Annotated in this window: 27 protein-coding genes; 14 read left to right on the forward strand and 13 right to left on the reverse strand. The window is 63.2% G+C overall.

Annotation, left to right across the window (positions count from 1 at the left end):
* Positions 1-76: 76 nt before the first annotated feature.
* From ABIB99_RS22520 to ABIB99_RS22535, 4 genes are read left to right on the forward strand one after another with little or no spacing between them, the layout of a single operon-like run.
* Positions 77-2,362, forward strand: a complete 2,286-nt coding sequence (locus ABIB99_RS22520) for a glycosyltransferase family 4 protein (protein ID WP_354177585.1) — start codon at positions 77-79, stop codon at positions 2,360-2,362.
* A 34-nt stretch (positions 2,363-2,396) separates the two neighbouring features.
* Complete coding sequence (locus ABIB99_RS22525) at positions 2,397-3,695, forward strand: glycoside hydrolase family 130 protein (RefSeq protein ID WP_354177587.1); 1,299 nt, start codon at positions 2,397-2,399, stop codon at positions 3,693-3,695.
* A 59-nt stretch (positions 3,696-3,754) separates the two neighbouring features.
* The gene (locus ABIB99_RS22530; protein WP_063982778.1) at positions 3,755-3,997 is read left to right on the forward strand and encodes a hypothetical protein; all 243 of its coding nucleotides are present in this window, start codon (positions 3,755-3,757) and stop codon (positions 3,995-3,997) included.
* A gap of 42 nt (positions 3,998-4,039) precedes the next feature.
* Positions 4,040-4,228 (forward strand): hypothetical protein, encoded by a 189-nt coding sequence (locus ABIB99_RS22535; RefSeq protein ID WP_247315970.1) that lies wholly within the window; start codon positions 4,040-4,042, stop codon positions 4,226-4,228.
* An 82-nt stretch (positions 4,229-4,310) separates the two neighbouring features.
* Here the strand turns inward: ABIB99_RS22535 and ABIB99_RS22540 are convergent, their stop codons facing one another.
* On the reverse strand, positions 4,311-5,327 hold the full coding sequence (locus ABIB99_RS22540) for a TRAP transporter substrate-binding protein (protein ID WP_354177588.1): 1,017 nt from the start codon (positions 5,325-5,327) through the stop codon (positions 4,311-4,313).
* Between the two features lie 39 nt (positions 5,328-5,366).
* Here ABIB99_RS22540 and ABIB99_RS22545 point away from each other — a divergent pair, with 39 nt between their 5' ends.
* From ABIB99_RS22545 to tsaA, 4 genes are all read left to right on the forward strand, one after another.
* Positions 5,367-6,389: a transglycosylase SLT domain-containing protein gene (locus tag ABIB99_RS22545; RefSeq protein ID WP_354177589.1), complete on the forward strand. Its 1,023-nt coding sequence runs from the start codon at positions 5,367-5,369 to the stop codon at positions 6,387-6,389.
* Positions 6,390-6,497: 108 nt separating this feature from the next.
* Positions 6,498-7,238: an AzlC family ABC transporter permease gene (locus tag ABIB99_RS22550; protein WP_063982781.1), complete on the forward strand. Its 741-nt coding sequence runs from the start codon at positions 6,498-6,500 to the stop codon at positions 7,236-7,238.
* Positions 7,235-7,585: an AzlD domain-containing protein gene (locus ABIB99_RS22555; protein ID WP_063982782.1), complete on the forward strand. Its 351-nt coding sequence runs from the start codon at positions 7,235-7,237 to the stop codon at positions 7,583-7,585. The genes ABIB99_RS22550 and ABIB99_RS22555 overlap by 4 nt, the downstream gene beginning before the upstream one ends.
* Before the next feature lie 31 nt (positions 7,586-7,616).
* Positions 7,617-8,108, forward strand: coding sequence for a tRNA (N6-threonylcarbamoyladenosine(37)-N6)-methyltransferase TrmO (gene tsaA / locus ABIB99_RS22560; protein WP_014494668.1), 492 nt, complete (start codon positions 7,617-7,619; stop codon positions 8,106-8,108).
* 90 nt (positions 8,109-8,198) lie between these two features.
* Here tsaA and ABIB99_RS22565 read toward each other — a convergent pair whose 3' ends face one another.
* The 4 genes from ABIB99_RS22565 to ABIB99_RS22580 form a co-directional block, all read right to left on the reverse strand.
* Entirely contained in the window at positions 8,199-8,627 is a 429-nt protein-coding gene (locus tag ABIB99_RS22565) for an HIT domain-containing protein (protein WP_354177590.1), read from the reverse strand.
* Between the two features lie 51 nt (positions 8,628-8,678).
* Entirely contained in the window at positions 8,679-9,920 is a 1,242-nt protein-coding gene (locus ABIB99_RS22570; RefSeq protein ID WP_354177591.1) for a GNAT family N-acetyltransferase, read from the reverse strand.
* A gap of 208 nt (positions 9,921-10,128) precedes the next feature.
* The gene (locus ABIB99_RS22575; protein ID WP_354177592.1) at positions 10,129-10,875 is read right to left on the reverse strand and encodes a glycerophosphodiester phosphodiesterase; all 747 of its coding nucleotides are present in this window, start codon (positions 10,873-10,875) and stop codon (positions 10,129-10,131) included.
* 16 nt (positions 10,876-10,891) lie between these two features.
* The gene (locus ABIB99_RS22580; protein WP_008130072.1) at positions 10,892-11,359 is read right to left on the reverse strand and encodes a RidA family protein; all 468 of its coding nucleotides are present in this window, start codon (positions 11,357-11,359) and stop codon (positions 10,892-10,894) included.
* A 233-nt stretch (positions 11,360-11,592) separates the two neighbouring features.
* Here ABIB99_RS22580 and ABIB99_RS22585 point away from each other — a divergent pair, with 233 nt between their 5' ends.
* Both ABIB99_RS22585 and ABIB99_RS22590 read left to right on the forward strand, forming a co-directional pair.
* The gene (locus ABIB99_RS22585) at positions 11,593-12,438 is read left to right on the forward strand and encodes a cell envelope integrity EipB family protein (protein ID WP_247341615.1); all 846 of its coding nucleotides are present in this window, start codon (positions 11,593-11,595) and stop codon (positions 12,436-12,438) included.
* 72 nt (positions 12,439-12,510) lie between these two features.
* Positions 12,511-12,912 carry a RidA family protein gene (locus tag ABIB99_RS22590; protein WP_354177593.1) on the forward strand — a complete coding sequence of 134 codons (402 nt, stop codon included), beginning with the start codon at positions 12,511-12,513 and terminating at the stop codon, positions 12,910-12,912.
* Positions 12,913-13,002: 90 nt separating this feature from the next.
* On the opposite strand, the gene ABIB99_RS22595 is transcribed toward ABIB99_RS22590, so the two are convergent.
* From ABIB99_RS22595 to ABIB99_RS22605, 3 genes are all read right to left on the reverse strand, one after another.
* Complete coding sequence (locus ABIB99_RS22595; RefSeq protein ID WP_063982788.1) at positions 13,003-13,404, reverse strand: ACT domain-containing protein; 402 nt, start codon at positions 13,402-13,404, stop codon at positions 13,003-13,005.
* Positions 13,405-13,778: 374 nt separating this feature from the next.
* On the reverse strand, positions 13,779-15,071 hold the full coding sequence (locus tag ABIB99_RS22600; protein WP_354177594.1) for a DNA polymerase IV: 1,293 nt from the start codon (positions 15,069-15,071) through the stop codon (positions 13,779-13,781).
* Positions 15,068-15,379 (reverse strand): DUF3572 domain-containing protein, encoded by a 312-nt coding sequence (locus tag ABIB99_RS22605; RefSeq protein WP_208087289.1) that lies wholly within the window; start codon positions 15,377-15,379, stop codon positions 15,068-15,070. The genes ABIB99_RS22600 and ABIB99_RS22605 overlap by 4 nt, the downstream gene beginning before the upstream one ends.
* 228 nt (positions 15,380-15,607) lie before the next feature.
* Here ABIB99_RS22605 and ABIB99_RS22610 point away from each other — a divergent pair, with 228 nt between their 5' ends.
* Positions 15,608-15,973 (forward strand): response regulator, encoded by a 366-nt coding sequence (locus tag ABIB99_RS22610; protein ID WP_008566616.1) that lies wholly within the window; start codon positions 15,608-15,610, stop codon positions 15,971-15,973.
* 14 nt (positions 15,974-15,987) lie between these two features.
* Positions 15,988-17,361 carry a PleD family two-component system response regulator gene (locus ABIB99_RS22615; RefSeq protein ID WP_028150565.1) on the forward strand — a complete coding sequence of 458 codons (1,374 nt, stop codon included), beginning with the start codon at positions 15,988-15,990 and terminating at the stop codon, positions 17,359-17,361.
* A 338-nt stretch (positions 17,362-17,699) separates the two neighbouring features.
* Here the strand turns inward: ABIB99_RS22615 and ABIB99_RS22620 are convergent, their stop codons facing one another.
* The gene (locus ABIB99_RS22620) at positions 17,700-18,308 is read right to left on the reverse strand and encodes a TetR/AcrR family transcriptional regulator (protein WP_354177595.1); all 609 of its coding nucleotides are present in this window, start codon (positions 18,306-18,308) and stop codon (positions 17,700-17,702) included.
* 129 nt (positions 18,309-18,437) lie between these two features.
* On the opposite strand from ABIB99_RS22620, the gene ABIB99_RS22625 reads away from it, so the two are divergent.
* Positions 18,438-19,676, forward strand: coding sequence for an MFS transporter (locus ABIB99_RS22625; protein WP_354177596.1), 1,239 nt, complete (start codon positions 18,438-18,440; stop codon positions 19,674-19,676).
* A gap of 190 nt (positions 19,677-19,866) precedes the next feature.
* On the opposite strand, the gene ABIB99_RS22630 is transcribed toward ABIB99_RS22625, so the two are convergent.
* Positions 19,867-20,274, reverse strand: coding sequence for a hypothetical protein (locus tag ABIB99_RS22630; RefSeq protein WP_014494682.1), 408 nt, complete (start codon positions 20,272-20,274; stop codon positions 19,867-19,869).
* Positions 20,275-21,090: 816 nt separating this feature from the next.
* Here ABIB99_RS22630 and ABIB99_RS22635 point away from each other — a divergent pair.
* Positions 21,091-21,447 carry a hypothetical protein gene (locus ABIB99_RS22635; protein ID WP_223154002.1) on the forward strand — a complete coding sequence of 119 codons (357 nt, stop codon included), beginning with the start codon at positions 21,091-21,093 and terminating at the stop codon, positions 21,445-21,447.
* A 41-nt stretch (positions 21,448-21,488) separates the two neighbouring features.
* Here the strand turns inward: ABIB99_RS22635 and ABIB99_RS22640 are convergent, their stop codons facing one another.
* From ABIB99_RS22640 to ABIB99_RS22650, 3 genes are all read right to left on the reverse strand, one after another.
* Positions 21,489-22,619 (reverse strand): L,D-transpeptidase family protein, encoded by a 1,131-nt coding sequence (locus tag ABIB99_RS22640; protein ID WP_354177597.1) that lies wholly within the window; start codon positions 22,617-22,619, stop codon positions 21,489-21,491.
* Positions 22,620-22,969: 350 nt separating this feature from the next.
* Positions 22,970-23,818 (reverse strand): SDR family NAD(P)-dependent oxidoreductase, encoded by an 849-nt coding sequence (locus tag ABIB99_RS22645; RefSeq protein ID WP_354177598.1) that lies wholly within the window; start codon positions 23,816-23,818, stop codon positions 22,970-22,972.
* A 430-nt stretch (positions 23,819-24,248) separates the two neighbouring features.
* A complete protein-coding gene (locus tag ABIB99_RS22650; RefSeq protein WP_071913076.1) occupies positions 24,249-24,575 on the reverse strand; it encodes a BA14K family protein in 327 nt (108 codons plus the stop codon).
* Between the last annotated feature and the right edge of the window lie 884 nt (positions 24,576-25,459).

Below are 25,459 nucleotides of genomic sequence, written 5' to 3' on the forward strand. Positions count from 1 at the left end.
ACGGACGACAGAATTCGCCGGCGCGTCCGCCCGCCGTGCACGCTCCGACATCAAGCGAAATCATAGAGGTGCCGACATGACGCCGCTCCGCCGTATCGCCGTGATCGGCAACTCGCTGCCTCGACGATGCGGAATTGCGACCTATACGACCGACCTGAAGAACGCGATATCGATTTCGCGCCAGGATATGGAGACCTGCATCGTGGCAATGACCGATCGCGGTCAAGCCTATGATTATCCTCCGGCGGTCGCGTTCCAGATCAAGGACGGCAATATCGAAGACTACATGCGGGCCGCGGATTTCCTCAATGCCGGCCGGTTCGATGCCGTGTGTTTGCAGCACGAGTTCGGGATTTTCGGTGGTGAGGCCGGGGCCCATATCCTCGTGCTGTTGTCCCGCCTTGCCATGCCGGTGGTGACGACGTTCCATACCGTGCTCGCCGATCCGACACCTGCGCAGCGGACGGTCATGGAGCGCATCGTCGAGGCGTCGTCGAAGGTCGTGGTGATGGCCAATAAGGGCCGCGAACTGCTGCGCGACGTCTACCGGGTGGCCGATGACAAGATCGAGGTCATCGCCCACGGCATTCCGGATGTCGCCTTCGTCGAGCCCGATGCAGCGAAGGCCAAGCTTGGATTTGAGCAAAAATCGGTCATCCTGACATTCGGCCTGTTGTCACCGAACAAGGGCATCGAAATCATGATCGACGCCATGCCGTCGATTCTGAAGCGCTGCGCGAATGCGGTGTATGTCGTGCTTGGCGCAACGCACCCCAACCTGGTCCGAAACCAGGGCGAGGCCTATCGCGAGAGCCTGATGGCGCGGGTGCGCGAACTCGGAATTGACGACCACGTGGTGTTCTTCGACCGGTTCGCGGACCTCGCCACGCTGCTCGAATTCATCTCGATGTGCGACGTCTATGTCACGCCCTATCTCAACGAGGCCCAGATGACCTCGGGAACCCTGGCCTACAGCTTCGGATTGGGGAAGCCGGTCGTCTCGACGCCTTACTGGCACGCCCGCGAGCTGCTTGCCGACGGGTGCGGAGTGCTGGTGCCTTTCAGCGACGCCGCGGCGATCGGCAACGAGATCGCAGGCCTGCTGACCGACGACGCCCGCCGGCAGGCGATGTCGCGGCGCGCCTATGCGGCGAGCCGGATGATGACATGGGAGCGGGTGGCCGAGCGCTACGTGTCCGTCTTCGAGAATGTACGGCAAGGCCATCGGCTTAAACTCTTCGCGTGTTCGGACATCAATGTGCCGGAGCCGCGTAGCCCCGCATCGCCCGATATGCAGATCGGCCATTTCCTGTCGATGTGCGATGATGTCGGCCTGTTCCAGCATGCGGTCCACTCGGTGCCGGATCGCGCGCACGGCTATTGCGTCGACGACAATGCCCGAGCGCTGCTGCTGGCCTGCGCCCTCAATGGTCCAGGCGAACAGCCGCTGTCGGAAATCCTAACGAGCCGGTTTGCGGCATTCGTGCAGCACGCCTGGAATCCCGACACCGGGCAATTTCGCAACTTCATGGGGTTCAATCGAACCTGGCTTGAGGACAGAGGGTCAGAAGACAGTCACGGGCGGACGCTATGGGCTTTGGGCGAGGCTGCGCGCCGAGACGCCAGCCCGGCCCGGCGCCTGTGGGCCGCTGCTTTGTTCGCCCAGGCATTGTCGATCGCGACGAGCTTTCGTTCGCCCCGCGCATGGGCATTCATGCTGCTGGGTTTGGACGCCTATTGCGCTGTGGCTCCGAACGATCTCCACGCCAGGGACGTCCGGCATTCCCTTGCCGGCAGGTTGATGGCGTGTCTGGCGTCGGTCGAGACGTCGGACTGGGTGTGGTTTGAGGAAGGGCTGGCCTACGACAACGCGCGGCTGCCGCAGGCGTTGATCCTCACAGGCATGGCGACGCAGGCGCCCCAATATCTCGATGCCGGATTGAGGTCTCTGCGCTGGCTCATGACGCAGCAGACGACCGCGGCAGGGCATTTCCGGCCGGTCGGCACCGCCGGCTTCGGCGAGCGGCGGCAACATCCCCGTGCATTTGATCAGCAGCCCGTAGAGGCAACGGCAACGATCGCCGCCTGCCTCGCTGCGTGGCGTGCCGATGGCGATGCCGAATGGAAAGCCATGGCAACTCGGGCCTTCGCCTGGTTCCTAGGCAGCAACGATCTCTCAGTGGCGCTGGTCGATCCGCTCACTGGCAGTTGCCGGGATGGTTTGCACGCTGATCGCGCCAACGAAAACCGCGGGGGCGAGTCCGTTGTTTGCTATCTCCTCGGGCTTGCTGAGATGCGCCAGCTCGCGCGCGTCAACCCGAGCTTGACGAGGCCCACAGCCTTGCGCGCCGTGAGCGCCTGAACTTCATCTTTTCATTCAGCACGCCGAGGATACCGTGTCACAAGCTTCTTTCCTGAACCGGCAGGGGCTTAATCTGCGCCCCGATCCAGCGCGAGTCATCGTGCGGCCCTTCAAGCCGGCAACCGAACCCCGCGACCTGAATCCGACCGACAAGATGCGTGCAAATCATATCGTCGACCGGGTTCTTGCGCTCAGTTCGGAGGCCGTTGCAGTTCAGCTTGCGGATGTGCTCGACAATTTCCAGGGGCGACATCGTAACCTCCTGGAGCGGTTCGAGACCCGAGCGGATGAAATGGAGGACGCTTTCGCCACGCATGGCGTCTTCTCGAAGACGCAGCGCCAGCTGATTGGTGCCTATTTTCTCAGTGAGTATTCGTTCGAAGCCTCTGCCTTGTTCAACCCCAGCATCGTCCCGCACCCCGATCAATCGGGAGCACCGAACGGAGGTTCGCGATTCATCGTCAGCCTCCGGGCCATCGGCGAGGGGCATGTGTCGTCACTGACGTTTCGAACCGGAACGATTGCGGCTGACGGAAGCCTGGCCGTCGATCCGACGGCGCGCCTTGCCTCGGTCCCCCGGATCAGCCATCGCGTATCCGGATCGGACGGCGACCGCGTGGAACTGGTGTTCAGGCCCGAGGAAGACCTCAGCGAGCGGGTCATCTTTCCCGTGACCGAATCCCAATCTAACGGCATCGAGGATGCGCGCTTCGTCAAATTCAACGACGGTGATCGGGCGATCTACTACGCGACCTATACGGCCTATAGCGGACGGGCGATCCGGTCTGAATTGATCGAGACCAGCGACTTCATGTCGTTTCGACTAACGCCTTTGCGGGGGGCTGCAGCCCACAACAAGGGCATGGCGCTGTTCCCACGCAAGATCGACGGCCGCTATGCCATGATCGCGCGACAGGACAATGAGAACCTGTATCTGGTCTATTCGGACGACCTCTACACATGGGAGGGCGGCCGGGTGCTTTTGAAACCGCAATTTTCCTGGGAGTTCGTCCAGATCGGCAATTGCGGGGCACCCATCGAACTTGACGAAGGTTGGCTGCTGCTGACGCACGGTGTCGGCCCGATCCGGAAATACTCGATCGGAGCGGCTCTGCTCGACAAGCGCGACCCGTCCAGGGTGCTGGCTCGCTCGGCCGAGCCGCTGCTGCGGCCTGAGCCGTCCGAACGCGAAGGGTATGTCCCCAACGTCGTCTATACCTGCGGTGCGATGAGGCACAATGATCAGATCATCCTGCCATATGCCGTGTCGGACACCTTCTCAAGCTTTGCAACGATCAGGATTTCCGCGCTCATCGAAGCGATGCGCGGCTGAGCGCGGTTGTCGCGGTCGTTGACGTCAACTCCGTGTGTCAACAGGTCAGAGGTGCCGTCATGGTCCGCGAAACAACCTACGTGGTGCAGGCGTTCAACGCCGGCAAGGGTGGAAATCTGAAGGCCGACTCTCCCATCGTCTGCAAGTCGGAAAGCGGCGCGCTGCGCACGGCGGAGAGATTGGCCTTGAGCAAACTCGGCGTCGTCGCGTTCTCGTCCAGCGGCGATCCCGAAATGGGCGACTATGACGATGAGCCTACGGTGTTCTTCCGAAAGGGCGAGCTTCCGGCTGGTTTCGACTGAGGCCCTGATCGTGGTCGAGCAGATATTGGCGGAGAGGCACAGATGAACGAGCGACTGGACATATTGAAGAAGGCCCGCGATCGCATGATCGAGGACAGAGACACGCATGCGAAGGTGCTGGCCGCTCCCTTTGATAGAGACAATGCCGAGCGAGCACGGAACAAATTCCTCGAGCTTCAAACGCTGATCGATGCCCTGGACCGCGCAATCAGTGCAGAAAAGCCGGCATAGGACCGAAGCGAGTGAAGGGCGGGACTGGCGGACGTTTCAAGACAGCACCGCAGTCGCATGCCGGCGGCCGCCACGGCTCGCTCTATTGCTGTCTCGCCCATTCGACGATCGCCGTGGCATCGGCGCCTGCCTGCGTCTCCCAGGTGGCGATAGCAGGCGTTGCCGCTTTCCGGAGCGCGGCGACGAGGGATGCCGGCGCCGGCTCGGCGATGCGGACGCCGTTGTCGCGCATGCGCGCATAGTTTTCGATGGTGCGATGGGTCAATAGCGCGAATTGGCTTTGCTCGGTCTCGGCCGCCGCGGCCAGCACCTCGCGCTGCATGGGCTCGGACAGTTCGGCAAATGTGTCGCTGCGGACGAAGGCGATCGAGACCGGCATCGCGTAGTTGATCGCTGTGAAGTAGGGCAGGAAGTCCCAGAGCTTGCGTCCCGCGCCGCCGTCGCCGGAGGTGAGGAACGCATTCAGCCGGTGCTCCCTGAGGCCAGCGAGCGCCGCGTCCATCGGCAGGAACTGTGCATTCGCGCCGGCTGCGCGCATGACCTCGCTGGAGTTGGCGTCGTAGGCCCGCAAATTCAGTTTCGGCAGGGCGTCGGCGCCTTCCGGCGCATGGTCCGACCAGAGGCCCGTGGCCGGCCAGATCGTGACATAGAGCAGCTTCAGGCCGCGCGCCGCTAGCGCCTTCTCGTAGAGCGGGCGCGCCCGCAGATTGGTGGCGCGGGCGAGGTCGACCGACTGCACCAGAAAGGGCAGGGTCGACAATCCGAGCACCGGGTCGAGGCCCGAGAGCGCGCCGGCGAAGGCGTCGCCGCCGGCGATGCGACCATCCAGCGCGGCGCGCGGCATTTCGCCCGAGTTGATCTTGAGCTCGTTGTCGAAAGCGCTAGCTACGGTCACGAAACCGTTTGTGCGCGCCGCGACGCGATCGGCGAAACTGGTGAGCCCGATCCCGGAAATGTTGTTTTGCGGATATTCCGTGGTCATCCGCCAGTTGACTTGTGCCATGGCGGGCGCGGCGGACAGGACGAGGGCTACGAGGACGAGGATCGCGCGGATCCCTGGGGCGGGGCAGCGCATTGGGAGAAGCGGGTCAAACAGCATATATTGGCAACTCGTCGAACCATGGCACGATGCCACAACATGGCGGATCATCTTGTTGCATGCCGCGCCGGAGCACGCCACAGCGATGCTTGGGCACGGCTGACGCGAACTGCATCACTCATCATCGCCGCACTGCTCGTCTCGGCGACACGGGTGGCGGCGTGGGACAGCTCGCCCGCGAAGACCAATATCGCCGTCCCCAGCGTCGAGGAGCTTGCGATGCCACCGGCGAATCCGGCCGCTGCGCGCGAGAGCGATACGCGGGAATCGATCTGCCTGATCGTCGAGGCCGCCGCACGGGATGCCAATCTGCCACTGGAATTCTTCGCCCGCGTGATCTGGCAGGAAAGCCGATTCCAGGCTGATGCCGTGGGACCCATGACGCGCAGCGGCGAGCATGCGCAGGGGATCGCGCAGTTCATGCCGGGCACTGCGAGCGAGCGCGGGCTGCTCAATCCCTTCAACCCGGTGCAGGCGCTGCCGAAGTCGGCCGAATTTTTGAACGAGCTGCGCAACCAGTTCGGCAATCTCGGCTTGGCCGCAGCCGCCTATAACGCCGGGCCGCGCCGGGTGCAGGAATGGCTCGCCGGCACCGGCGGCATGCCGGAGCAGACCCGCAACTACGTCTATGCCATCACCGGCACGAGCGTTGATGCGTGGGCCAAGGCAGGAGCGACCGGCAAGGGACCGCCGAGTTCGCCGCCGACGAGCTGTCGCGATCTCATGGCGCTTCTCAAGCGCGCGCCGAATGCCTTCGTCGCCGAGCTTGAGCAGCATGTCGAGCTCGCCGCCGCAAAGGTCTGGGGCGTACAGCTCGCTGCCGGCTTCGACCGCAACAGGGCGCTGGCGATGTATTCCCGCGCCGTCACGCGGCTGAACACCGTGATCGGCGACCGCGATCCGAGCCTACTAAGCTCGGTGATGCGCAGCCGCGGTACGCGCGCGTTCTACCAGGTGCGCATCGGCGCGGACACGCGGAGTGAGGCGGATGATCTGTGCAACCGCATCCGCAAGGCCGGCGGTGCCTGCTTCGTGCTGAAGAACCGGGGTGTGAGCGGGTAGGCGCGTCTGCCCGCGCGCGCATGCCAGCCCCGCCGCGCGCTTCCTTGACGCCAGCCACGGCATTGCCCGTTATGCGGGCACGATTCCGCAATCCGGCCAAAGACTCCCGTGGCGCTTCCTCCGCTCGATTCCCCTCAATGGCAAAGTTCCTGGCGCGCGTTTGCGTGGGGGCTGCGTTCGATCACGCAGACGATCCTCACGCTTGTCCTGTTCGCGACCTATCTCGGCATCGGCGCGCTCGCCCATGACACCCATTTCAGCCTGCTCTGGGCGCTCTGCTCGACGCTGTTCGTCTGGGCGGGCCCCGCGCAGATCATTCTGATCACCACGCTCGGCTCCGGCGCGACCATCATCCAATCGGCGATCGCGGTCACCGTCAGCGCGATCCGGCTGTTTCCGATGGTGGTCTCGGTGCTGCCCCTGATGCGCACGCCGACGACCAAGCGGCGCGAGCTGTTCTTCGCCGCGCATCTTACGGCGGTGACACTGTGGGTCGAATGCCATCGCTTCCTGCCGCAGGTGCCGCGCGAGCGGCGCATCGCCTTCGTCAACGGACTTGGTTTTGGTCTGGTCTCCGTGTGTCTCACCGCCAACACGGTCGGCTATTTCCTTGCCGCCAACTTGACGCAGACGCTCGGCGCCGCGATCCTGATGCTGACGCCGCTGTCGTTCCTGTTCTCGACCGCGCGCAACAGTCGCGAGGTCGCCGACGTCGTCGCGCTGACGCTCGGGGTTCTGCTCTATCCGCTGGCCGCGAAGATGAACTCCGGGCTCGACATTCTCGTCAGCGGTTTGGTGGCCGGCACGATCGCTTATGGCGTGCATTGGTGGCGGGAGGTGCGCGCATGAGCTTTGCGCAACTCATCGGCGACTGGCACGCACTCGTCGTGCTGTTCGTTGCGGGCGTTGTTCCCAACCAGATATGGCGCATGCTGGGCCTGTGGTTCGGCGGCGGCATCGACGAGGGCTCGGAGCTGCTGGTCTGGGTGAGGGCGGTCGCCACCGCCATCCTGGCCGGCGTCATCGCCCAGATCGTGGTGGAGCCGCCGGGGGCGCTCGCCAGCGTGCCGGACGTCTTGCGCTATGGCGCGGTCGGCGCAGGCCTCGTCGCCTTCCTGCTGACCCGCCGCTCGATCTTCGCAGGCGTGGTGACAGGCGAAGTCTTCATGCTGGCCGGAAAGTGGTGGTTAGGCTAAAACCACCGGCGAACAGCAAGGAACGGGAAATATGGTTCGCGAAAACGAGCTCCGCGAGGGCGAGGTTGCCATCGAGCTGCCGTCGACGGAGGATGCCGGCCTCGTCTTCATCGGCCGCATCCGCACGCCCTGGACCTCGCGGATGGAGACGCCGCGACAGGGGCGTCAGGACGGCCCGGTGTGCCGGCTCGAGATCTTCGAGCCGTTCGTGCCGGCCATCAAGGGCGTCGATTTCTACAGCAATCTCGAGGTGCTCTACTGGCTCGACAAGTCGCGCCGCGACATCGTCCTGCAAAGCCCGAAGAACAACGAGAAGACCCGCGGCACGTTTTCGCTGCGCTCACCGGTCCGGCCCAACCCGATCGGCACCTCGATCGTCAAGCTCGTCGGCATCGAGGGCAACGCCATTCTGGTGCGCGGGCTCGACTGCATCGACAACACGCCGCTGATCGACATCAAGCCAGATCGTTGCGAATTCACGCCGCTGGCCGCCCCGCAAGCAGGAGATTTTCAGACGGAGTGAGGGGCGGCGATCGTAGCCCGCATGGAGCGAAGCGGAATGCGGGGAGGTCCCGGATTACGCTTCGCTCCATCCGGGCTACAGGGCTGATATCTATCCCGCCTTCAGCGCCGCGATCAGCTTGGCCGCGTTCTCTTCGAGGACCTTGACGTCTTCCTTGCGGCTGGCGGGTGGCAGCATGGCCACGCCGTCGTGGCGCGGCATCACGTGCATGTGGAGATGAAACACCACCTGGCCGCCGGCGGGCTCGTTGAACTGCTGCACGGTGATGCCGTCGGCCTCGAACGCCTTCATTGCAGCGGCCGCGATCTTGTGCGCGCCCCGGGCGACGTGGGCGTAGTCGGCAGGCTTGATGTCGAGGATGTTGCGGGCAGGGGCCTTCGGGATCACCAGCGTATGGCCCGATACCCGCGGCATGATGTCGAGGAAGGCAAACACATGCTCGTCCTCATAGACCTTGTGGCAGGAAAACTCGCCGCGCAGGATCTTCGCGAAGATGTTGTTGGGGTCGTAGGCGGTCATGGCGGCGGCTCCTCGAATTTTGCGCTTACTGTCATCAGCCGTGGCAAACCGTCAAGGCGCCTCGTCGACGCCTTTGCGGAACGGGCCGAGCTCGGCCAGCTCCCGTCCGGCCTCGGCGACATAGGCGCGCTCGCGCTTGAGGTAATCGTCGATGGCGCGGCGCAGGCCGGGATCGGCGATGAAGTGGGCGGAATGGGTCGTCCGCGGCAGGTAGCCGCGCGCGATCTTGTGCTCGCCCTGTGCGCCGGCCTCGACGTTGTCGAGGCCGTGTTTGATCGCGAAATCGATCGCCTGATAGTAGCAGACCTCGAAATGCAGGAACGGATGATGCTCGACCGCGCCCCAGTTGCGGCCGAACAGCGTATCCGAGCCGATGAAGTTGATCGCGCCCGCGATCCAGCGGCCGTTGCGGCGGGCCATCACCAGCAGCACGTCTTGGCTCATGGTCTCGCCGATCAGCGAGAAGAATTCGCGCGTGAGATAAGGCCGGCCCCATTTGCGCGACCCGGTCTCCATGTAGAATTCGAAGAAGGCGTCCCAGGCATCCTCGGTGATGTCGCTGCCGGTGAGCCAGTGGATGGTGATGCCGCCGGCAAGCGCATCGCGCCGCTCGCGCTTGATCGATTTGCGGTGGCGCGAATTGAGCGTGGTGAGGAAATCGTCGAAGGTCGCAAATCCCTCGTTGCGCCAGTGGAACTGCTGATCGGTGCGCTGGAGGAATCCGTGCCGGGCGAGCCGTTTCCACTCCGCCTCACGCGCGAAGGTCACGTGCACCGAGGAGGCCTTGCTGACGCCGCACAGCGCCACCAGCCCGCTTGCAAGCGCTTCAGCGATGCGTTCGTGATCGACGCCGTCGCGGACCAGCAGCCGGGGCCCTGTGGCCGGGGTGAAGGGAACCGAGACCTGGAGTTTCGGATAGTACCGTCCACCGGCGCGCTCATAGGCATCCGCCCAGCCGCGGTCGAACACGTACTCGCCTTGGGAATGCGATTTCAGATAGCAGGGCACGACCCCGGCGACGCGGCCATCGACCTTGGCCACCAGATGCCGGGGCCCCCAGCCGGTGCGGATGGTTGCTGAACCCGATTTCTCAATTGCGGATAAAAACGCGTGCGAGACGAACGGGTTATAAGCGGGTTTTGAGAGGCCGAGGGAATCGCCTGGAAGCCCGGATGAAATTCCGGCGCCATGCCCGTTGCATGCCTTGTCGGGATTGGCACAGGCGTCCCAATCCTCGGCAGATACCTCGCCAATCGAGGGTACAGCCTCGAGTGTGATTTCAGATGATGCCATCGTGCCCAAGATCGTGCATTGCAGCAGCGACTTCAAGAGGCGGGAACCGAGCTCTCTCGTGCCCTAGACGCATCGCAGCGCGCAGCGGTGCGATGCAGAGCCGGGGCCCATCTCTCCGCATAGCGTGCCGCCTTCTGGGTCCCGGCTCTGCACGGCAACGCTGCGCGTTGCAGCGCGTCCGGGACACGAGAGCGGGCGTGCGCAAGCCCTACGGCACGAACCCCTCAAAGATCATCTGATCCGCATATTGTCCGACCCGCGTCCGCTGCTCCGGGGTGCGCACGGTCCAGCCGAGCAGGGCGCAGCCGAGGACGTTGCGGGCGATCCAGGGGGCGGGGGCCGGCAGGTGGTCGACCTTGAAGGCGACGAAATGCGGCTGGGTCTGAAAGCCGTGGCGCAGATACAGCATGCTGTCGCGCTGCGCCTGCGTCAGCTTCGCCCAGTACTCGTCCTCGTAGGTCCGCTGCGCAACGATGCCGCGCGGGCGGGACGGCAACAGCTCACGCAGCGCCAGCACCTGGTCGGGATCGAACGACATACCGACGGCGGGCCCCTGATAGGACGCCAGTACCTCGGCCATCCGCTTCACAAGCTTGCGGTCGCCGCCAAAATGGCTCTTCACCTCGATCACTAGCGGCACGCGCCCGGCGACCATGGCGCAGAGGTCGGACAGCGACATCATCCGCTCGTCTGTGTCCTTGAACTTGACCGCCTTCAGCTCGGCCGCGGTCTTCTCGACCACCTCGCCGGTAGCCTCGGTGAGGCGGCCGAGCGCGTGGTCATGGTGCACCATGGCCTCGCCGTCGGCGGAGAGCTGAATGTCGACCTCGATCGAGAAATTGCCCGCGATCGCAGCCTGCACCGCGTCCGGCATATTCTCGACGACACCGCGGGAAATGTCATGCAGGCCGCGATGGGCGACCGGCCGGGCTGTCAGCCAATCAGGAGCGCGCAACGCCGTCAGCTCCGTGTCAGGCGACCTCGAACACGCCTTCGACCTCGACCGCCGCATCCGCGGGCAGCGAGGCGACGCCGACGGTGGTGCGGGCATGGCGGCCCTTGTCACCGAAGGCGGCAACCATCAGGTCGGAGGCGCCGTTGAGCACCTTCGGCCCGTCCAGGAAGTCGGGCGCCGAGTTGATGAAGCCGCCGAGGCGCACCACGCGCACGACCTTGTCGAGGTCGCCGAGCGCCGCCTTGACCTGGGCCAGCAGGTTGACGGCGCAGCCGCGTGCTGCGGCAGCGCCTTCCTCGATCGAAACGCCGGCACCGAGCTTGCCCTTGGCGATCAGCTTGCCGGCGGGGTCGAAACAGACCTGGCCGGAGACGAACAGCAGGTTACCGGTGCGCACGAACGGCACGTAATTGGCGACAGGGGTAGGGGCCTCGTGCAGCTTGATGCCCTGTTCCGCCAGTTTCTGCTCGACCGTGCCCGCCATGTTCGACCTCGTTGTCCAAATTTCATCCGCCCGGGCGCGTCCGTTTGGAGGCCGGGCGCGCCCTGTTTCGCCCATCGTGCCGTCACATGCAAGCAACCGGAGCGACTGCATTTTGTTGTGGCCAGGCAGCAGGTTCAAGGCGGGGGCCGCAACTTTACGTGAAACGGCCTCAGTTGCGACGCAATGGAACGGTCATTAAAATGTCGAATCTGCGCTTTCCCCAAGGATGACACATGGTGCACCTTTTCCGGACTTCGCTTGGTGTGATGGCGCTCGCGGCGGCTGCTTTCGGTGCAGGCGGTGGAGCGCAGGCGGCCAGCGGTCCGTTCCTTGCGCACCAGGCGCTCTATGACCTAAGCCTCGTCAAATCGCGCTCCAATTCGATCAACAGCGCGCGCGGCCGCATCCTCTACAATTTCACGGGAAGTTCGTGCGAGGGCTACACCTCCGAATTCCGCCAGGTCTCCGAGCTCGACAGCGGCGAGGGCAAGATCACGCTGAGCGACCTCCGCTCGAACTCCTGGGAGGACGCCGCGGGAAAGAGCTACCGCTTCAAGATTGAGACGCGGATGAACGAGGCGGACGCCGGCCGGGTCGACGGTTCGGCCGAACGCGACGGCGACCACATCAACGTCAAGCTGAAGCTGCCGGCGCCGAAGAGCTTCACCCTCGACGGCAAGATCGTGTTCCCGACCGAGCAGATCCAGCGCATCATTGCCGCCGCCAAGGATGGCAAGTCGCTGCTCGAGCTGTCGGTCTATGACGGCTCCGACGACGGCCAGAAGGTCTACAACACGCTGACCGTGATCGGTCAGCCGATTCCCGCCGACCGCACTGCTTCGCCCGATGCATCGACCACGGACGAGCACATGAAGTCGCTCAAGCGCTGGCCGGTTACCGTCAGCTATTTCGACCGCGAGTCCCAGCAGAAGGAAGGCGAGCAGACGCCGGTCTACGCGATGGCGTTCGAGCTCTACGAAAACGGCGTTTCGCGCCAGCTCGTGCTCGATTACAACGATTTCGTGATTTCCGGCGCGATGGGCAAGTTCGACGCGAAGGACAGCAAGCCCTGCAATTGAGGGGCGAGGCTAGCCCTCCGCTCGCTCTCCGGCTACGCTTCCTCCCAACCACAAACCCGGGAGGCAAGCACCATGCCCAAGCTCGACCATCTCCGCCCCAGCGGCCTGCATCACAATCCGGCCTATTCCCACGTCGTCACCGCCACGGGCGCGCGGACCATCTACGTCTCCGGCCAGGTCTCGACCGACGAAGAGGGGCGGATCGTCGGTGAGGGCGATCTCGCCGCGCAGACCACGCAGGTGATGCAGAATCTCGGCCACGCGCTGAAGGCGGCCGGCGCGACCTACGCCAACATCGTGAAGATCACGACCTTCGTCGTGAACTACAAGCCGGAGCTGCGCCCGATCATCGGCAAGGCCCGCTCTGCCTTCTTCGAGGGCATGGAGCCGCCCGCCAGCACCCTCGTCGGCGTCTCCGCGCTCGCCGCGCCGGAATGGCTGATCGAGATCGAGGCGGTGGCGGTCGCGGATTGAAACGACCGAGGGATGGGTAGAGCGAAGCGAAACCCATCACCCTTGTTGTGCGGGAAGAGCTCGATGGGTTTCGCTTTCGCTCCACCCATCCTACTTTGCTGCGGACATAGCTCGCAAAACAGCCATCGCTTCATCGGCCCTGTCAGCAGGCACGAAAAGATGATCGTGGTGGAAGGCCGACACCGCATTCACGCTGATGCCGGCTTCGGCGAGGCGAGCCGTGACCGCAGCCAGGAAGCCCACTGCGTCGAGTGCAGAGTGAACCGTCAGGGTGATCAGGCGCGAGGCGAACGCGTAGCGTAAGCCTGACGCCTCGGCTTCTTCGCGCAGGATCACCAGCGTGGTTCCTTCCTGCTCGCGAAACGTCAGCAGCGGGTTGACCGCTGCGGGAACGGGCTCGTTGGGTGGGATCGTGCAAAACACGAAGGTGCCGTCCAGCAGCTCCGGCTTCATGTTTCTCAACAGCGCGTCGAGGTCGCGTTCGCCTGTCACGATGGCCAGCCTCTCAGCGCGTTCGGATGCGTACAGCCCTTGCGAAACCCATCAACGCCGGAACCTGACAGGGGCCTCGCCAACATACCTTTGTATATCTCTTCCAATCCTTCTCATACGCTGACCTTACGCTGGTACAATTGAGCGACGGCCGGAGATTCTTACAATTTGAGTCTACTCGGGTCACTGCGAGGAAGCTCAAATGAACGTCATGATTGGAAAGCTCAACGGCCTGTGGCACCTCATCGTCGGGTCTTGTCAGATCCGAACTCCGTTCCTGGCGACTCAGGATCGGCAGTTGGTCATTCAGTATGCTAGGCGTGTCTATCCGGGTGCACGGATCTTCGAACGCGACTGAATTGAGCAGGACTCGATCATTCCTGCTGTCCTGTTTCAGGGCCATCATACGCGATGCCGCGAATGACGGCGGAGTTGCCGAACTTCTTGCGCAGGCTGTCCACCGCGCGCTCGGCATGCGCAGCACGGCGGTCAAGCATATCGGTGTCGTCGGCGGGCGAGCCTTCGCGCAGCGCGCTGACGCCGGCGCCCATCAGACGGAACGCGGTGCCGTCGATCTCCTTCGCCAGCATCTCGCGGCAGATCGAGAAGATCTTGGCGGCAAGCTGCGTCGGGCCTGCGATCGACTGCGAGCGGGTGCGCTGGCGGAAATCGGCGGTCTTCAGCTTCAGCGTGACGGTCGAGCCGGCAAGCTCGCTGCTCTTCAGCCGCGACGACGTCTTCTCGCAGAGCCGCCACAGGATTTTCTCCAGCGTCGCGAAATCGCGGATGTCGGTCTCGAAGGTGGTTTCGCTCGAAATCGTCTTGGCGCCCCGATCGGGCTCGACGCGGCGTTCGTCGATGCCGCGGGCGAGCCGCCACAGCCTGCGGCCGTCGCTCGGAAACTGCCGCATCATCTCGATCTCGTCGGCCTTTTGCAGGTCGGCGATGATGCGGAAGCCGCGCTGGACCAGACGCTCCTGCGTGGCCGGGCCGACGCCGAAGATGAAGCCGACCGGCTTCTCCGCCAGCATCGAACGGGCTTCCTCCTGATCGAGCGCGGCAAAGCCGCGCGGCTTGTCGAGGTCGGAGGCGATCTTGGCCAGGAACTTGTTGCAGGACAGGCCGACCGAGACGGAGATGCCGATGTCGTGCTCGATGTTGCGCGCGAACCGCGCGAGCACCTTGGCCGGAACCATGCCGTGCACCCGCTCGGTGCCCGAGAGATCGAGAAAGGCCTCGTCGATCGAGAGCGGTTCGACCAGCGGCGTCAGCGCCTGCATGGCCTGGCGCACCTCGCGGCCGACACGGACGTACTTGGCCATGTCGGGCGGGATCACGGTCGCGTGCGGGCAGGCCTCGAGCGCCCTATACATCGGCATGGCCGAGCGCACGCCATAGGTCCGCGCGATGTAGCAGGCGGCCGACACCACGCCGCGCTTGCCCCCGCCGATGATGACGGGCTTGTCGGCGATGTCAGGATTGTCGCGCTTCTCGACCGTCGCATAGAAGGCGTCGCAGTCGATATGGGCGATGGTCAGGCCTGCGAGCGCGCGGTGGCGGACGAGGCGAGGGGAACCGCAGGCGGAGCAGCGCCGCACGCCCATATCCAGATCGGCCAGACAATCCCGGCAGAAGCAGCGGGGTCCGGCCGTATCGGGGACGGTCACGGCACGTCGCGCTCCCAGGAGGGGTCGCCGAGCGCGTCGCCCAGCACCTGCCGCGCCGCAGCAACGTTGGTCGGATGCAGCTCCGCGGTCGCGGCAAAGGCCTTGACGGTGGCGTCATCGCGCATCACGAAATCGAGCACGCTGAGGAGGAAATTCGGGTCCGAGGCGGCATTGCGCAGGGTCTCAGGACCGACGCCTGTCTCAGCCAGGAACAGGCCAAGCCGCTCCGGATCGCCGGCCACGAAGGAGAGCGCCTGAATCGCAACGATTTCAGCGACTTCGCGAGGGTTGTGAACAGGCTTTTTCAAGGGTTCGGTTTGCCTTTCCGTTAACTTTCGGTGTCTACTTTGAAACCATCATGCCCGAGTCTCAAGACCGCCGACAAGCAACTGGAAACCACATCGCAGAAAGTCGGCCCTCGGGTTTAACGAAACTCAAGCGAATCTGAGGCTAGTTTGAATCCAGTTTTCGAAGCGCCGGCGAGCGGCGCCTGAGGCGTCACATGTATAGGGCTTCGTGCCAATCAGGAGGGCGGGATGGCTAAGACCGTCCTGATCGTGGAAGACAACGAGCTCAACATGAAGCTCTTCCGCGACCTGTTGGAGGCACACGGTTACCAGACCTCCGGCACCAGCAACGGCTACGAGGCGCTCGACCTCGTTCGCAAGATGCGGCCCGACCTCGTGCTGATGGATATCCAATTGCCGCAGGTCTCGGGCCTCGAGGTCACGCGCTGGATCAAGGACGATCCGGAGCTGCGCGCCATTCCCGTCGTCGCGGTCACGGCGTTCGCGATGAAGGGCGACGAAGAGCGCATCCGCGAGGGCGGCTGCGAGGCCTATTTGTCCAAGCCGATCTCGGTCGGCAAATTCATTGAGACGGTCCGGCGTTTTATCGGATAGGAAGTGAGTTCAAAGTGTCTGCGCGTATCCTGGTTGTCGATGACGTTCCCGCCAACGTCAAACTCCTCGAAGCTCGCCTGTCCGCCGAATATTTCGACGTGATGACCGCCTCGAACGGCACCGAGGCGTTGGCGCTGGCCAGCCGCGCCGAATGCGACATCATCCTGCTCGACGTGATGATGCCCGACATGGACGGCTTTGAAGTCTGCCGCCGTCTCAAGACCGATCCGGCCACGCACCACATTCCCGTCGTGATGGTCACCGCGCTCGACAGCCCCGCCGACCGCAACCGCGGGCTGGAAGCCGGCGCCGACGATTTCCTCACCAAGCCTGTCTCCGACGTCGTGCTGATCGCGCGCGTGCGCTCGCTGACGCGGCTGAAGATGATGACCGATGAGCTGCGCATGCGCGCCATCACCTCGCTCGAGATCGGCATGCAGGCGCCCGAGCGCAGCGCCGTGGCCGACACCGGCCGGGGCGGCCGCATTCTGCTGGTCGACGACCGCCAGTCCTCCTATGAGCGGCTGGCGACGATCCTCGCCGCGGAGCACACGATCGACGTCGAGCCGAACCCGACGGAAGCGCTGTTCCACGCGGCCGAGGGCAATTACGACCTGCTGATCGTCTCGCTCGACCTCAACAATTTCGACGGGCTGCGGCTGTGCAGCCAGGCGCGCTCGCTGGAACGCACGCGCCACGTGCCGATCCTGGCGATCGCAGACCCCGAGAACTCGACGCGGCTGCTTCGCGGCCTCGAGATCGGCGTCAACGACTATCTGCTGCGTCCCATCGACAAGACCGAGCTGCTGGCCCGCGCCCGCACGCAGATCCGCCGCCGCCGCTACACCGATCATTTGCGTGACAACGTGCAGAACTCGATCGAGATGGCGATCACGGATGCGCTCACCGGCCTGCACAATCGCCGCTACATGGAGAGCCATCTGGCAACGCTCGCTGACCAAGCCTCGACCCGCGGCAAGCCCCTGGCGCTGATGATTCTGGACATCGACTATTTCAAGTCGATCAACGACAATTACGGCCACGACGCCGGCGACGACGTGCTGCGCGAGTTCGCGGTGCGCGTCCGCAAGTCGATCCGCGGCATCGACCTGGCCTGCCGCTACGGCGGCGAGGAGTTCGTCATCGTGATGCCGGAGACCGATCTCCACGTCGCCGGCATGGTCGCCGAGCGCCTGCGCCGTTCGATCGCGGGCGAGCCGTTCGCCGTCCACAAGGGCACCAAGCGCATCGAGGTCACGATCTCGATCGGCCTCACCACGTTGGAGCAGAAGGGCGAGGCGGTCGCCGACGTCCTCAAGCGCGCCGACACCGCGCTCTACCGCGCCAAGCACGACGGCCGCAATCGCGTGGTGTCGCAGGCGGCGTGAGGCCGCCTGCGCATCAAAATGCGAAAACAACCCCATGCACAGTAGCCGGCGTTAGCCGGATCAATGGCTTATGCGGGTAGCTAGGCGGGCCTATGCCGATTGCCCGGGCGTTTGACACGTCGGGCAAAACAGGAGCATTTTGATAGGATCGGGCAGGGCGCGGTTGTTGCGCGAAGCCCTCTCCCCAAACTCCGCTGTTCCACAAGCTCCGCTGTCATTCCCCGCGTAGGCGGGGAATCCAGTACGCCGTGGCCTCTCGGTTCAAATCACAACCGCCTCTGGAATACTGGATCACCCGCTTTCGCGGGTGATGACACCGAACGATACGGCCATGCTGATTAGTGCGGCGTGCGCTTGCTGTGCGTCACGGCCGGCTTCTCCGCATCACCCACGTCCACGCCCGCATTCCGCAGCAGCACCTTCGCCGCGTCCTTCGCCGCGCGGGCCATCGCGGGGTCGTCGCGCACGAGGTCTTGCGCGATCGAGCCGTCGACCAGGAGCACGAGCTGGGTGGCGAGCGCATCCGCCTCCGTGACGCCGAGCTCGTTCAACCGCTCGCGAAACCAGACGCGGCGGCTTTCCTTGAAGGCGATTGCGATCTTCTTCACGGCGCGGTCCTTTGGGCCAAGCTCGGCGACCGCATTGACGAACGGGCAGCCGCGAAAATCCTTGGCCGCAAAGCGCCGCTCCAGCGAATCGAAGGTGCCAAGAATTTGCTCGGCCGGGGGCTTGTCGGAGGGGCGCGGCTTGACGAAGCGCCGCTCCAGATAGGCCGCGATCAGCGCGTCCTTGGAAGGGAAGTGGTTGTAGAGCGTGCGCTTGGAGATGCCGATCTCGGCCGCGATGGTGTCGACGCCGATGGCGCGAATGCCTTGCAGATAGAACAGCTTGTCGGCGGTCTCGAGGATCCGCTCCTTCATCGTCTGTGGTGTGGGCGGGGGAGCCATGCGGCAGCGTGCGTCCTGTTCGCTTGACAGCGTGCACCTTTCATAGCCTAAGTGCACAGGTCTGTGTAACTAAAAACATCGAGAATTGCAGACGCCGGCGCGCACGTCGCGCCGACGAGGGAGAAAAATATGCCCCTGTTGCAGGTCCTGCGTCCGACATTGCCCATCCTGATCGGCGCCTCGATCATGCTGACGCTGAGCATGGGGCTGCGGCAGAGCCTCGGCATCTTCATGCAGCCGCTGACGCATGACATCCACATTTCGATCTCGGATTTCACGCTGGCGCTGGCCGTGCAGAACCTCGCCTGGGGCTTTCTACAGCCACTCGCCGGCGCGATGACCGTGCGCTACGGCTTCCGCCCGATCATGATCGTGGGCGCGCTGATGTACATCGCGGGCCTCATCCTGATGGCGACCGCGAACGGGCTCGTCGGCATCATGATCGGCGCCGGCGTGCTGATCGGGACGTCGCTGGCCTGCACCGCGGCCGCGATCGCGATGTCGGTGGCGGCGCGCGCGGTGCCGGAGACCGTACGCTCGACCGTGCTCGGCATGGTCTCCGGCGCGGGCTCGCTCGGCGCGCTGCTGTCGGCGCCGATCGGGCAGTTGCTCAACGAAGGATTTGGCTGGCGCGTCGGGCTCGCCGGCTTCGTGATCATGTCGGTGGTGATGATTCCTGCGGCCTGGTATGCCGGCCGTGTCGACACCATTCCGCTGCCGAAGCCCGCCGCTGACGACATCGGGGATGCCACCGCCGCGACGGCAGCGAAGACGGCGTTCGGCAACGCGTCCTTCGTCGTGATGACCTGCGCCTATCTCGTCTGCGGCATGCAGCTCGTGTTTCTCACCACGCATCTGCCGTCCTATCTGGCGATCTGCGGCCTCGATCCGATGCTGAGCGCGCAGACGCTCGGCATGATCGGCGGCTTCAACGTGCTGGGCTCGCTGTTCTTCGGCTGGGCCGGCCAGCGCTGGAACAAGCTGGCGCTGCTGGGCGCGATCTACATCCTGCGGTCGCTCGCGCTTGCCTGGTATTTCATGCTGCCGGCGACGTCGTTCTCAACGCTGCTGTTCGGCGCCATCATGGGCTTCCTCTGGATGGGGGTCGGCCCGCTGGTCGCCGGCGCCGTCGCCGAGATGTTCGGCCTGCGCTGGCAGGCGATGATCCAGGGCCTCGCCTTCATGAGCCACCAGATCGGCAGCTTCCTCGGCGCCTACGGAGGAGGGGTGCTCTACGACACGCTCGGCTCCTACACCATGGCCTGGCGCATCGGCGTGGCGCTGGGTCTCGCCGGCGGCATCATCCAGGTCGCGTTCGCGCTGATCCGGCCGTCGCAGCCGCCGTCGCCGGTGCTGCGGACGGCGTAGGCGGGGCGGTGCTCGCGAACGTCAGAGGGAGCTTGCAGGGGACGCCGTGCTGTTTCGTCGTGATGGCAGCGTGTGACCCGAAGCTTGGCGCGCGGACGAACTTTTCTCCGGCTGTGACGTTGCAACAATCCATGATCCTGCAGGCGGATGGCGCGTCGTCGCGTGCGCCATCCGCTCCTCCACATGGGCCCTAAGCTTTCAGGTCCGTGATCCGCATAATCGCGACCACATTCCCGTCGTTGTACGCCTGTTCTTTTGTTTCCTTGTTGCAGGTCCAGACAAAATTCTTCTTGCCCGTAAAGGTCTTTCCGTCCTGCTCAAGCCGAAGCTCCCCTTCGGTGATATGGCAGATCATGGCATTCATCATCGGGGGCCCCATGGTCTTCGCCCCCGGCTGCATGATGACATCGCGCATTGAGACGGTCTTAAAACCTGGGATCAGGGATGGTGTCTCGCCTTCATATTCACGCACCACGACACCTGGCCAAGGCGTCATATCCTTGTAGCCTGTGGCTTGAGCGGCGGCTGGCTTGACCATGGCAGCCGAAGCCGCTGCCAACGCGATTCCCAGTGCGGACCTTCGATCGATCTTGCTCATCGCTTTCTCCCGACGTTACCGAACGAGCCGCCGCATAAGCAGCGCGCAAAGTTCGTGGTGAACGGTGGTACGAAACCGAAAAAAGAACGGCTTCTAAGAGAGCGTGTGCTTGCCGATGGCACCAGTGCTGCTCGTTTGCCCAGACGGGTGATTTCGGCACATCCCACTTTAAGGGCAACGACATTCTACGTCACCTGACGAGTCTGGGGAACATGTGAAACGAAGTCTCTGCCAGGCCCACGGGAACGTCCGGATTTGGCCCCAAGCGGTCGACCCGGCATGTCCGCTAGATGTCCGCTCCTTGGGGGTGAAGCAGACTTGATATGCTCAGCCCGAGCTCTTCCGGGTGTGACCCGAAGCGGACGTGCGTCGTGGTCGCAGCGATATCCGCCTACTGTGCCGACATCGAAATTAATAGCGTGTTGACGATCGGAGCAGGCGGATTTGTCATCTCGGACGGAGATACTGCTGCGTCGTTGAGATTGCGGACCGGGCGTTGCGATGCGGAGGGCCTGCTTAGGGCCAAACTCAACTTCTTCAGCATGCGCCGGAACTCGTGATCATACGACGCGTCGACATCGCGCATCGTTGAAAACGATGTGACGAAATATTCCTTTAATCGGTCGATCGATTCTCCATCTCCATAGAGAACACAAGCACTGTTGGCCTTTCATTCCGGTGGTGAGTGAGCAAGCTTAAACTCTGCGGTACCGGGGCGGCGATGTGTGTGGCCCTGGAGTGGCTACTACGGGCCCAAGTTTGGCGTGCCTTGACGTGTTCGGCGTGTGGGACTTCCACTGCGGGATTAGGAGTAAGATGAACAATCACCTTCGGCATGCAGCGCTTGCTGTATTCACTGTCATGCTGCCGATCTTTACAATCGGTCACGCTCGCGCCCACGATTATCAGCACCCCGAGTTGAACAGCTGGTATGAGAGCTTGCACAGTGGCAAAGGGCCTTGCTGCGATGGCAGTGATGCGAAGCGAGTTGATGACGCCGATTGGGAAACTAAGGACGGTCACTATCGCGTACGCCTTGATGGCGAGTGGGTTGATGTTCCGAACGAAGCTGTCGTGGATGGACCGAACCGCGCTGGCCGTACGATGGTCTGGCCTTACTACCTAGATGGTCATCCGAAGCCGCGCTGCTTCATGCCGGGGAGCATGGGCTGATAGCGAGCGCAGGGATGCATGCCTGAAGTAGACCGGGCGCTCTAGCACCCGTCGTCTCCTTCCACGACGGTCGACAGGAAGCTGGAACGAGCCAGATCACATGCAATCGGTTTCGAGATCGACGTGCCAAACCATCTACTCGTCAACGAACTATCGTTGGTGACCCAGGGGATTGGCGGCAGTTGCGGCAGATAAGATGCATACGGCATCACTTTCGCAAGCGTCACTCTGACCAGATACTTTGCAAGAAAAGCCTCGTTCATTCCGCCGTCCAGTCCGCTATAGATCGGGGCTGCCGGGACGTTGTCATTGAGCAATCGCGCGAATTCGAGTTCGTCGGTACGTTGCTTCTCAAGCGCCCGCCGCGCAATTTTGGAATCCACGACAAACGCGGGGCATTTATCGGTGGGACTGAACACGAGAGGATACGGCGAATTTGGTGGAGCTTGCGCATCGAACACATAGCGTCGATTGCACACGTCCACCTTAGGTTCGAGATGCGTCGTCTCGAAGTGATCGTTGCCGACTTTGAGCATTTTCCAGAAGGAGAGGTTCGGGCTATTTCGATGCTGCGCCAGGTTTGCCGGCGTGAGGCGGAATGGATAAGCCTGGACTTGAAAGGACGGTCGGCCGCCGAGGGAGTCCCGCGCTAGCGAATAGATCTCGCTTATCTGTTCGTCGGTCATGGCATAGCAACCGCTCGATGAGCAGTCGCCATGGATCATGAGTAAGCTGCCGTCGCGATTGTTTGCCTTGTCGAAGCTGTTGGGAAAGCCGACGTTGATCGCGAGATGGTAATCGGAGTTGGGATTCATCAGCTCGGGAGTAATCGTATAGAACCCCTCTGGAGCCTGACGGTCACCCTCCTTCAGTTTCGGCCCGAGATCCCCCGACCACCGACAGATCGGGTACACCTTGAGGATTTTGAAGAGGCCGGTGGTGTCCTGTTTCCAGACTTCGAGCTCCGCCTCTTGCTTGAAGACGCGCACAAGGATAGGCGAGTATTTTGGTATCTTCTTTTGTCGGAGCAGCGAGAGCAACTCGGGTGGTAGCTCCTTTGTAGCCTTGGCCGGCAAGCGGTTGCTGTTTTCGCCAAGGCAGGTGGCCGGCGACAACGCCGCGAAAAAAGCTGCAGTCAGCACAAGCGCACGGAGTGCCGTGGCGCCGATCACGACCTTACCTCGGGCGTGGAATCTGCTCATTTGGGTAGCGTGTAGTCAGTGGGTTCGTAAGGCAAGCCCAGATGGACGCAGTCACCGGAGAAGTTCGAGCTTATCGTTGGCCTTGGGGATGCCAAGACGCTCGGTCTCGTCGTCCGCTTCTGGCCCATCAGCGAAGTGGCGACACCTTTCATTGAGGTCCGCCTGGTGAGGTAGAGCGGACTGACTTTGCTCACTCTGAGTTCTTCGCATTTTGATCCAACTGAGACATTGGCGGTCCACTGCGCAACGGCTTTGAAGCCGGTTTCAGCCCTATCCGAATATTCGTGTTAGCCGCTAAGGCTGGTGGAAGGGCTGCGCGCTCAACGTTTCGGGGTGCGCCCGCGGATGTGGTCAAAGCCTTGCTTGATTGCGGCGAAGCGCGCTTCGATCATCGGCTCAAATTCGAGGTCGGTGAAGATATATGGCAAGTCCTTTTCGACGCCTTCGCGGACGAGTTCGCCGACATAGTTGGGTTCTATGCCCTGAGAGATGCGTTCCCGGAGCATATTGATCCACTCGGCACGTGGGCCCGAAGTCGGCAAGGCAGGAAGCGCCCCCTCGAAGCGTTTGGGGAGATTGCGTCTCGAGTCCATGATTTGAGTGCGGATGACCCCTGGACACAGCACCGATACGCCAATCCCTCGGGGCGCGAGTTCACGCCGGAGGCCCTCGGACAGCGCGACAACGCCATACTTGGAGACGTTGTATGCATTGCTCTCCCCCGAAATGAGGCCAGCGATCGAGGCCGTGGAGACGATGTGTCCACCCTCGCCATGCTGCTCGATCAACGGCCCGAAAATCTCGATCCCCCAAATGGTCGCCATCAGGTTGACGCCCATGGTCCAGTTCCACGACGCCTCGGTCCAGGCGCCATAAGGCCCACCGGCGCCGACGCCCGCGTTGTTGACGAGGATATGCACCTTGCCATAGCGGGCAGTCGTGGCTTCGGCGGCCGCCGCGAGTTCGGCTTTGAGTGAAACGTCCGCTTTCACGCCGTCGACATCGACGTTGGTGAGCCTCAGTTGCTCGAGCGCTGCGGACAGAGCCGCTTCTTCAATGTCGCAAAGCATGACCTTCGCCCCCGCTTGGGCGAAGGCGGTCGCGATCCCCAGTCCAATGCCTGACGCTGCACCGGTCACGAACACAGTCTTTCCAGCGAGTTCCTTCACGCGCGTTCTCCCCGTGCAAGCGGATACCCTCGCGCCAAAACGCCAAGTGTACCCGGACGCCATATGACCGCGTTTTCGAGGGATTGGGAAGCGTGCCGGATCGTGGCCCATCATTGACATGGGCAACCAGGTATCAACGTCGTCTTCCATGCGCATGGCGGACGCGACAATTCAGGAGCATACATCTACTTCTGCGCTCGTGCCTTGGACGCAACGCGGCGCTTTGGGGGCGCGCTGTCACAAGCGTCGGCACCCGAGGCGTCTCCGGCAGAACGACGAGCATGAAGACCCGAGGAGAGTCACGCGTTGGCCGTGACGCGTAAGGTGTCATGGAAAGTTCGAGACGCCATCTCGACGGCGCCTCGAATCCAACCGGGTCATCTGGCCATCCGTTCGAACTCCATCTGATCCGGTGACTTGCGGCTTAGCGTTACCTGCAGATATGGCGGTTGCCGTCCCACCCGAGGTAGGTGCTCGTCGCCGGATCGTAGGACCGATAACGCTCCGCGCAGGAACGTGAAGCAGTGCCATCCGCGCGAGCCATGGCGCTGTCCGCGCCTTGCGCAGGAGCTGCGCCATCCGGCAACTCGAGGCCCAGCCGACCGGCCGGCGTCAGCGTGCCGTTCAGGTTGCGATTGGGGTTCTCGGCCTCGTACGTGTCGGGATGGCTGCTCGCAAAGCCGGATTGCGCGTAGGCGGTGCTTGCGGTCAGGCCCGACAACAAAGCCACGGCAGCGAGAATTTTAAGTCCAGTCATGGTCCATCTCCATCATTGCCCGGTGCAATCGTGCTGCCGGTGCGAGAGGAGTTGGATCGACATCTGCGCCGAACAAGCTCGCTTGATCCCATGCGCGCGACCTGACGCGATCTCGTCGTTCAAATGCAGAAAGAATCGTTTGCTTGCGGAACGCAAAAGAATGGTCCACCGCCGCCATGCTCTCGTGCCCCGGGCGCAGCGCAGCGTCACCTCGACGGTGCGCTTGCGCGCGACCGGCGGGCGACGCTGGGCTAGCTGCGGCCAGCGCTGGCCGACATCGGGTCCAGGTTCAACTGAAACAGAAAGCCAGCGGGCGGTATGGACTAGCGACGTCCTGATCGCTTGAGTTCGGCGACTTTAAACCTGTTGCCGGCCGGCAGGCTGCTGCAAAACCAGTGGGCCTTGTTTCGGTTTTCGCCCAGGAACACCTTGGTTTCAACGCAACCCTCGTAGGATGTATGGGTGATGGTGTCTCGGCACGTTGGCGAGAAAGGTCCATAGTTCGTACCGCCGCCCGACTCGCTGCATCCGACCCAGGGATCTTTGCCGCTTGGGAAGCTTGATGCACAGCCACCGTTGCAGCTGCTGGCGACTTTCTCCAGGCTGGCAATCCTCCCCATCACCGAGCCCGGCGCATACGAAGGCGTGCTCGCGGTTGACGTTCGAGCGGTTGACGCAGTCCGACGCGGCGCCGTTGTGTTTGCTCCCCGCTCCGACACGTGCGGCTTTGCCACCTGTTTCGGCGCGTCGACCGTGACAGGGGGAATCGTGGCGGCGGACCCAGTCGGGATTTGCGACGCTGCCGGGGCGCACAGCAAGGCAGTTGATAAGACAGCGACGGCTGAGGGCACGACAAAGCTTGACGAGAATTTCATGAGCATGTC

It is taken from the genome of Bradyrhizobium sp. LA6.1 (assembly GCF_040547805.1).
Classification (GTDB): domain Bacteria; phylum Pseudomonadota; class Alphaproteobacteria; order Rhizobiales; family Xanthobacteraceae; genus Bradyrhizobium; species Bradyrhizobium barranii.

Coding starts and splice junctions, on each gene's coding strand:
- ABIB99_RS22520 (WP_354177585.1), top strand. CDS start 77: ATGACGCCGCTCCGCCGTATCGCCGTGATCGGCAACTCGCTGCCTCGA.
- ABIB99_RS22530 (WP_063982778.1), top strand. CDS start 3,755: ATGGTCCGCGAAACAACCTACGTGGTGCAGGCGTTCAACGCCGGCAAG.
- ABIB99_RS22535 (WP_247315970.1), top strand. CDS start 4,040: ATGAACGAGCGACTGGACATATTGAAGAAGGCCCGCGATCGCATGATC.
- ABIB99_RS22540 (WP_354177588.1), bottom strand. CDS start 5,327: ATGCTGTTTGACCCGCTTCTCCCAATGCGCTGCCCCGCCCCAGGGATC.
- ABIB99_RS22545 (WP_354177589.1), top strand. CDS start 5,367: ATGGCGGATCATCTTGTTGCATGCCGCGCCGGAGCACGCCACAGCGAT.
- ABIB99_RS22555 (WP_063982782.1), top strand. CDS start 7,235: ATGAGCTTTGCGCAACTCATCGGCGACTGGCACGCACTCGTCGTGCTG.
- tsaA (WP_014494668.1), top strand. CDS start 7,617: ATGGTTCGCGAAAACGAGCTCCGCGAGGGCGAGGTTGCCATCGAGCTG.
- ABIB99_RS22565 (WP_354177590.1), bottom strand. CDS start 8,627: ATGACCGCCTACGACCCCAACAACATCTTCGCGAAGATCCTGCGCGGC.
- ABIB99_RS22570 (WP_354177591.1), bottom strand. CDS start 9,920: ATGGCATCATCTGAAATCACACTCGAGGCTGTACCCTCGATTGGCGAG.
- ABIB99_RS22580 (WP_008130072.1), bottom strand. CDS start 11,359: ATGGCGGGCACGGTCGAGCAGAAACTGGCGGAACAGGGCATCAAGCTG.
- ABIB99_RS22585 (WP_247341615.1), top strand. CDS start 11,593: ATGGTGCACCTTTTCCGGACTTCGCTTGGTGTGATGGCGCTCGCGGCG.
- ABIB99_RS22590 (WP_354177593.1), top strand. CDS start 12,511: ATGCCCAAGCTCGACCATCTCCGCCCCAGCGGCCTGCATCACAATCCG.
- ABIB99_RS22610 (WP_008566616.1), top strand. CDS start 15,608: ATGGCTAAGACCGTCCTGATCGTGGAAGACAACGAGCTCAACATGAAG.
- ABIB99_RS22620 (WP_354177595.1), bottom strand. CDS start 18,308: ATGGCTCCCCCGCCCACACCACAGACGATGAAGGAGCGGATCCTCGAG.
- ABIB99_RS22625 (WP_354177596.1), top strand. CDS start 18,438: ATGCCCCTGTTGCAGGTCCTGCGTCCGACATTGCCCATCCTGATCGGC.
- ABIB99_RS22630 (WP_014494682.1), bottom strand. CDS start 20,274: ATGAGCAAGATCGATCGAAGGTCCGCACTGGGAATCGCGTTGGCAGCG.
- ABIB99_RS22635 (WP_223154002.1), top strand. CDS start 21,091: ATGAACAATCACCTTCGGCATGCAGCGCTTGCTGTATTCACTGTCATG.
- ABIB99_RS22650 (WP_071913076.1), bottom strand. CDS start 24,575: ATGACTGGACTTAAAATTCTCGCTGCCGTGGCTTTGTTGTCGGGCCTG.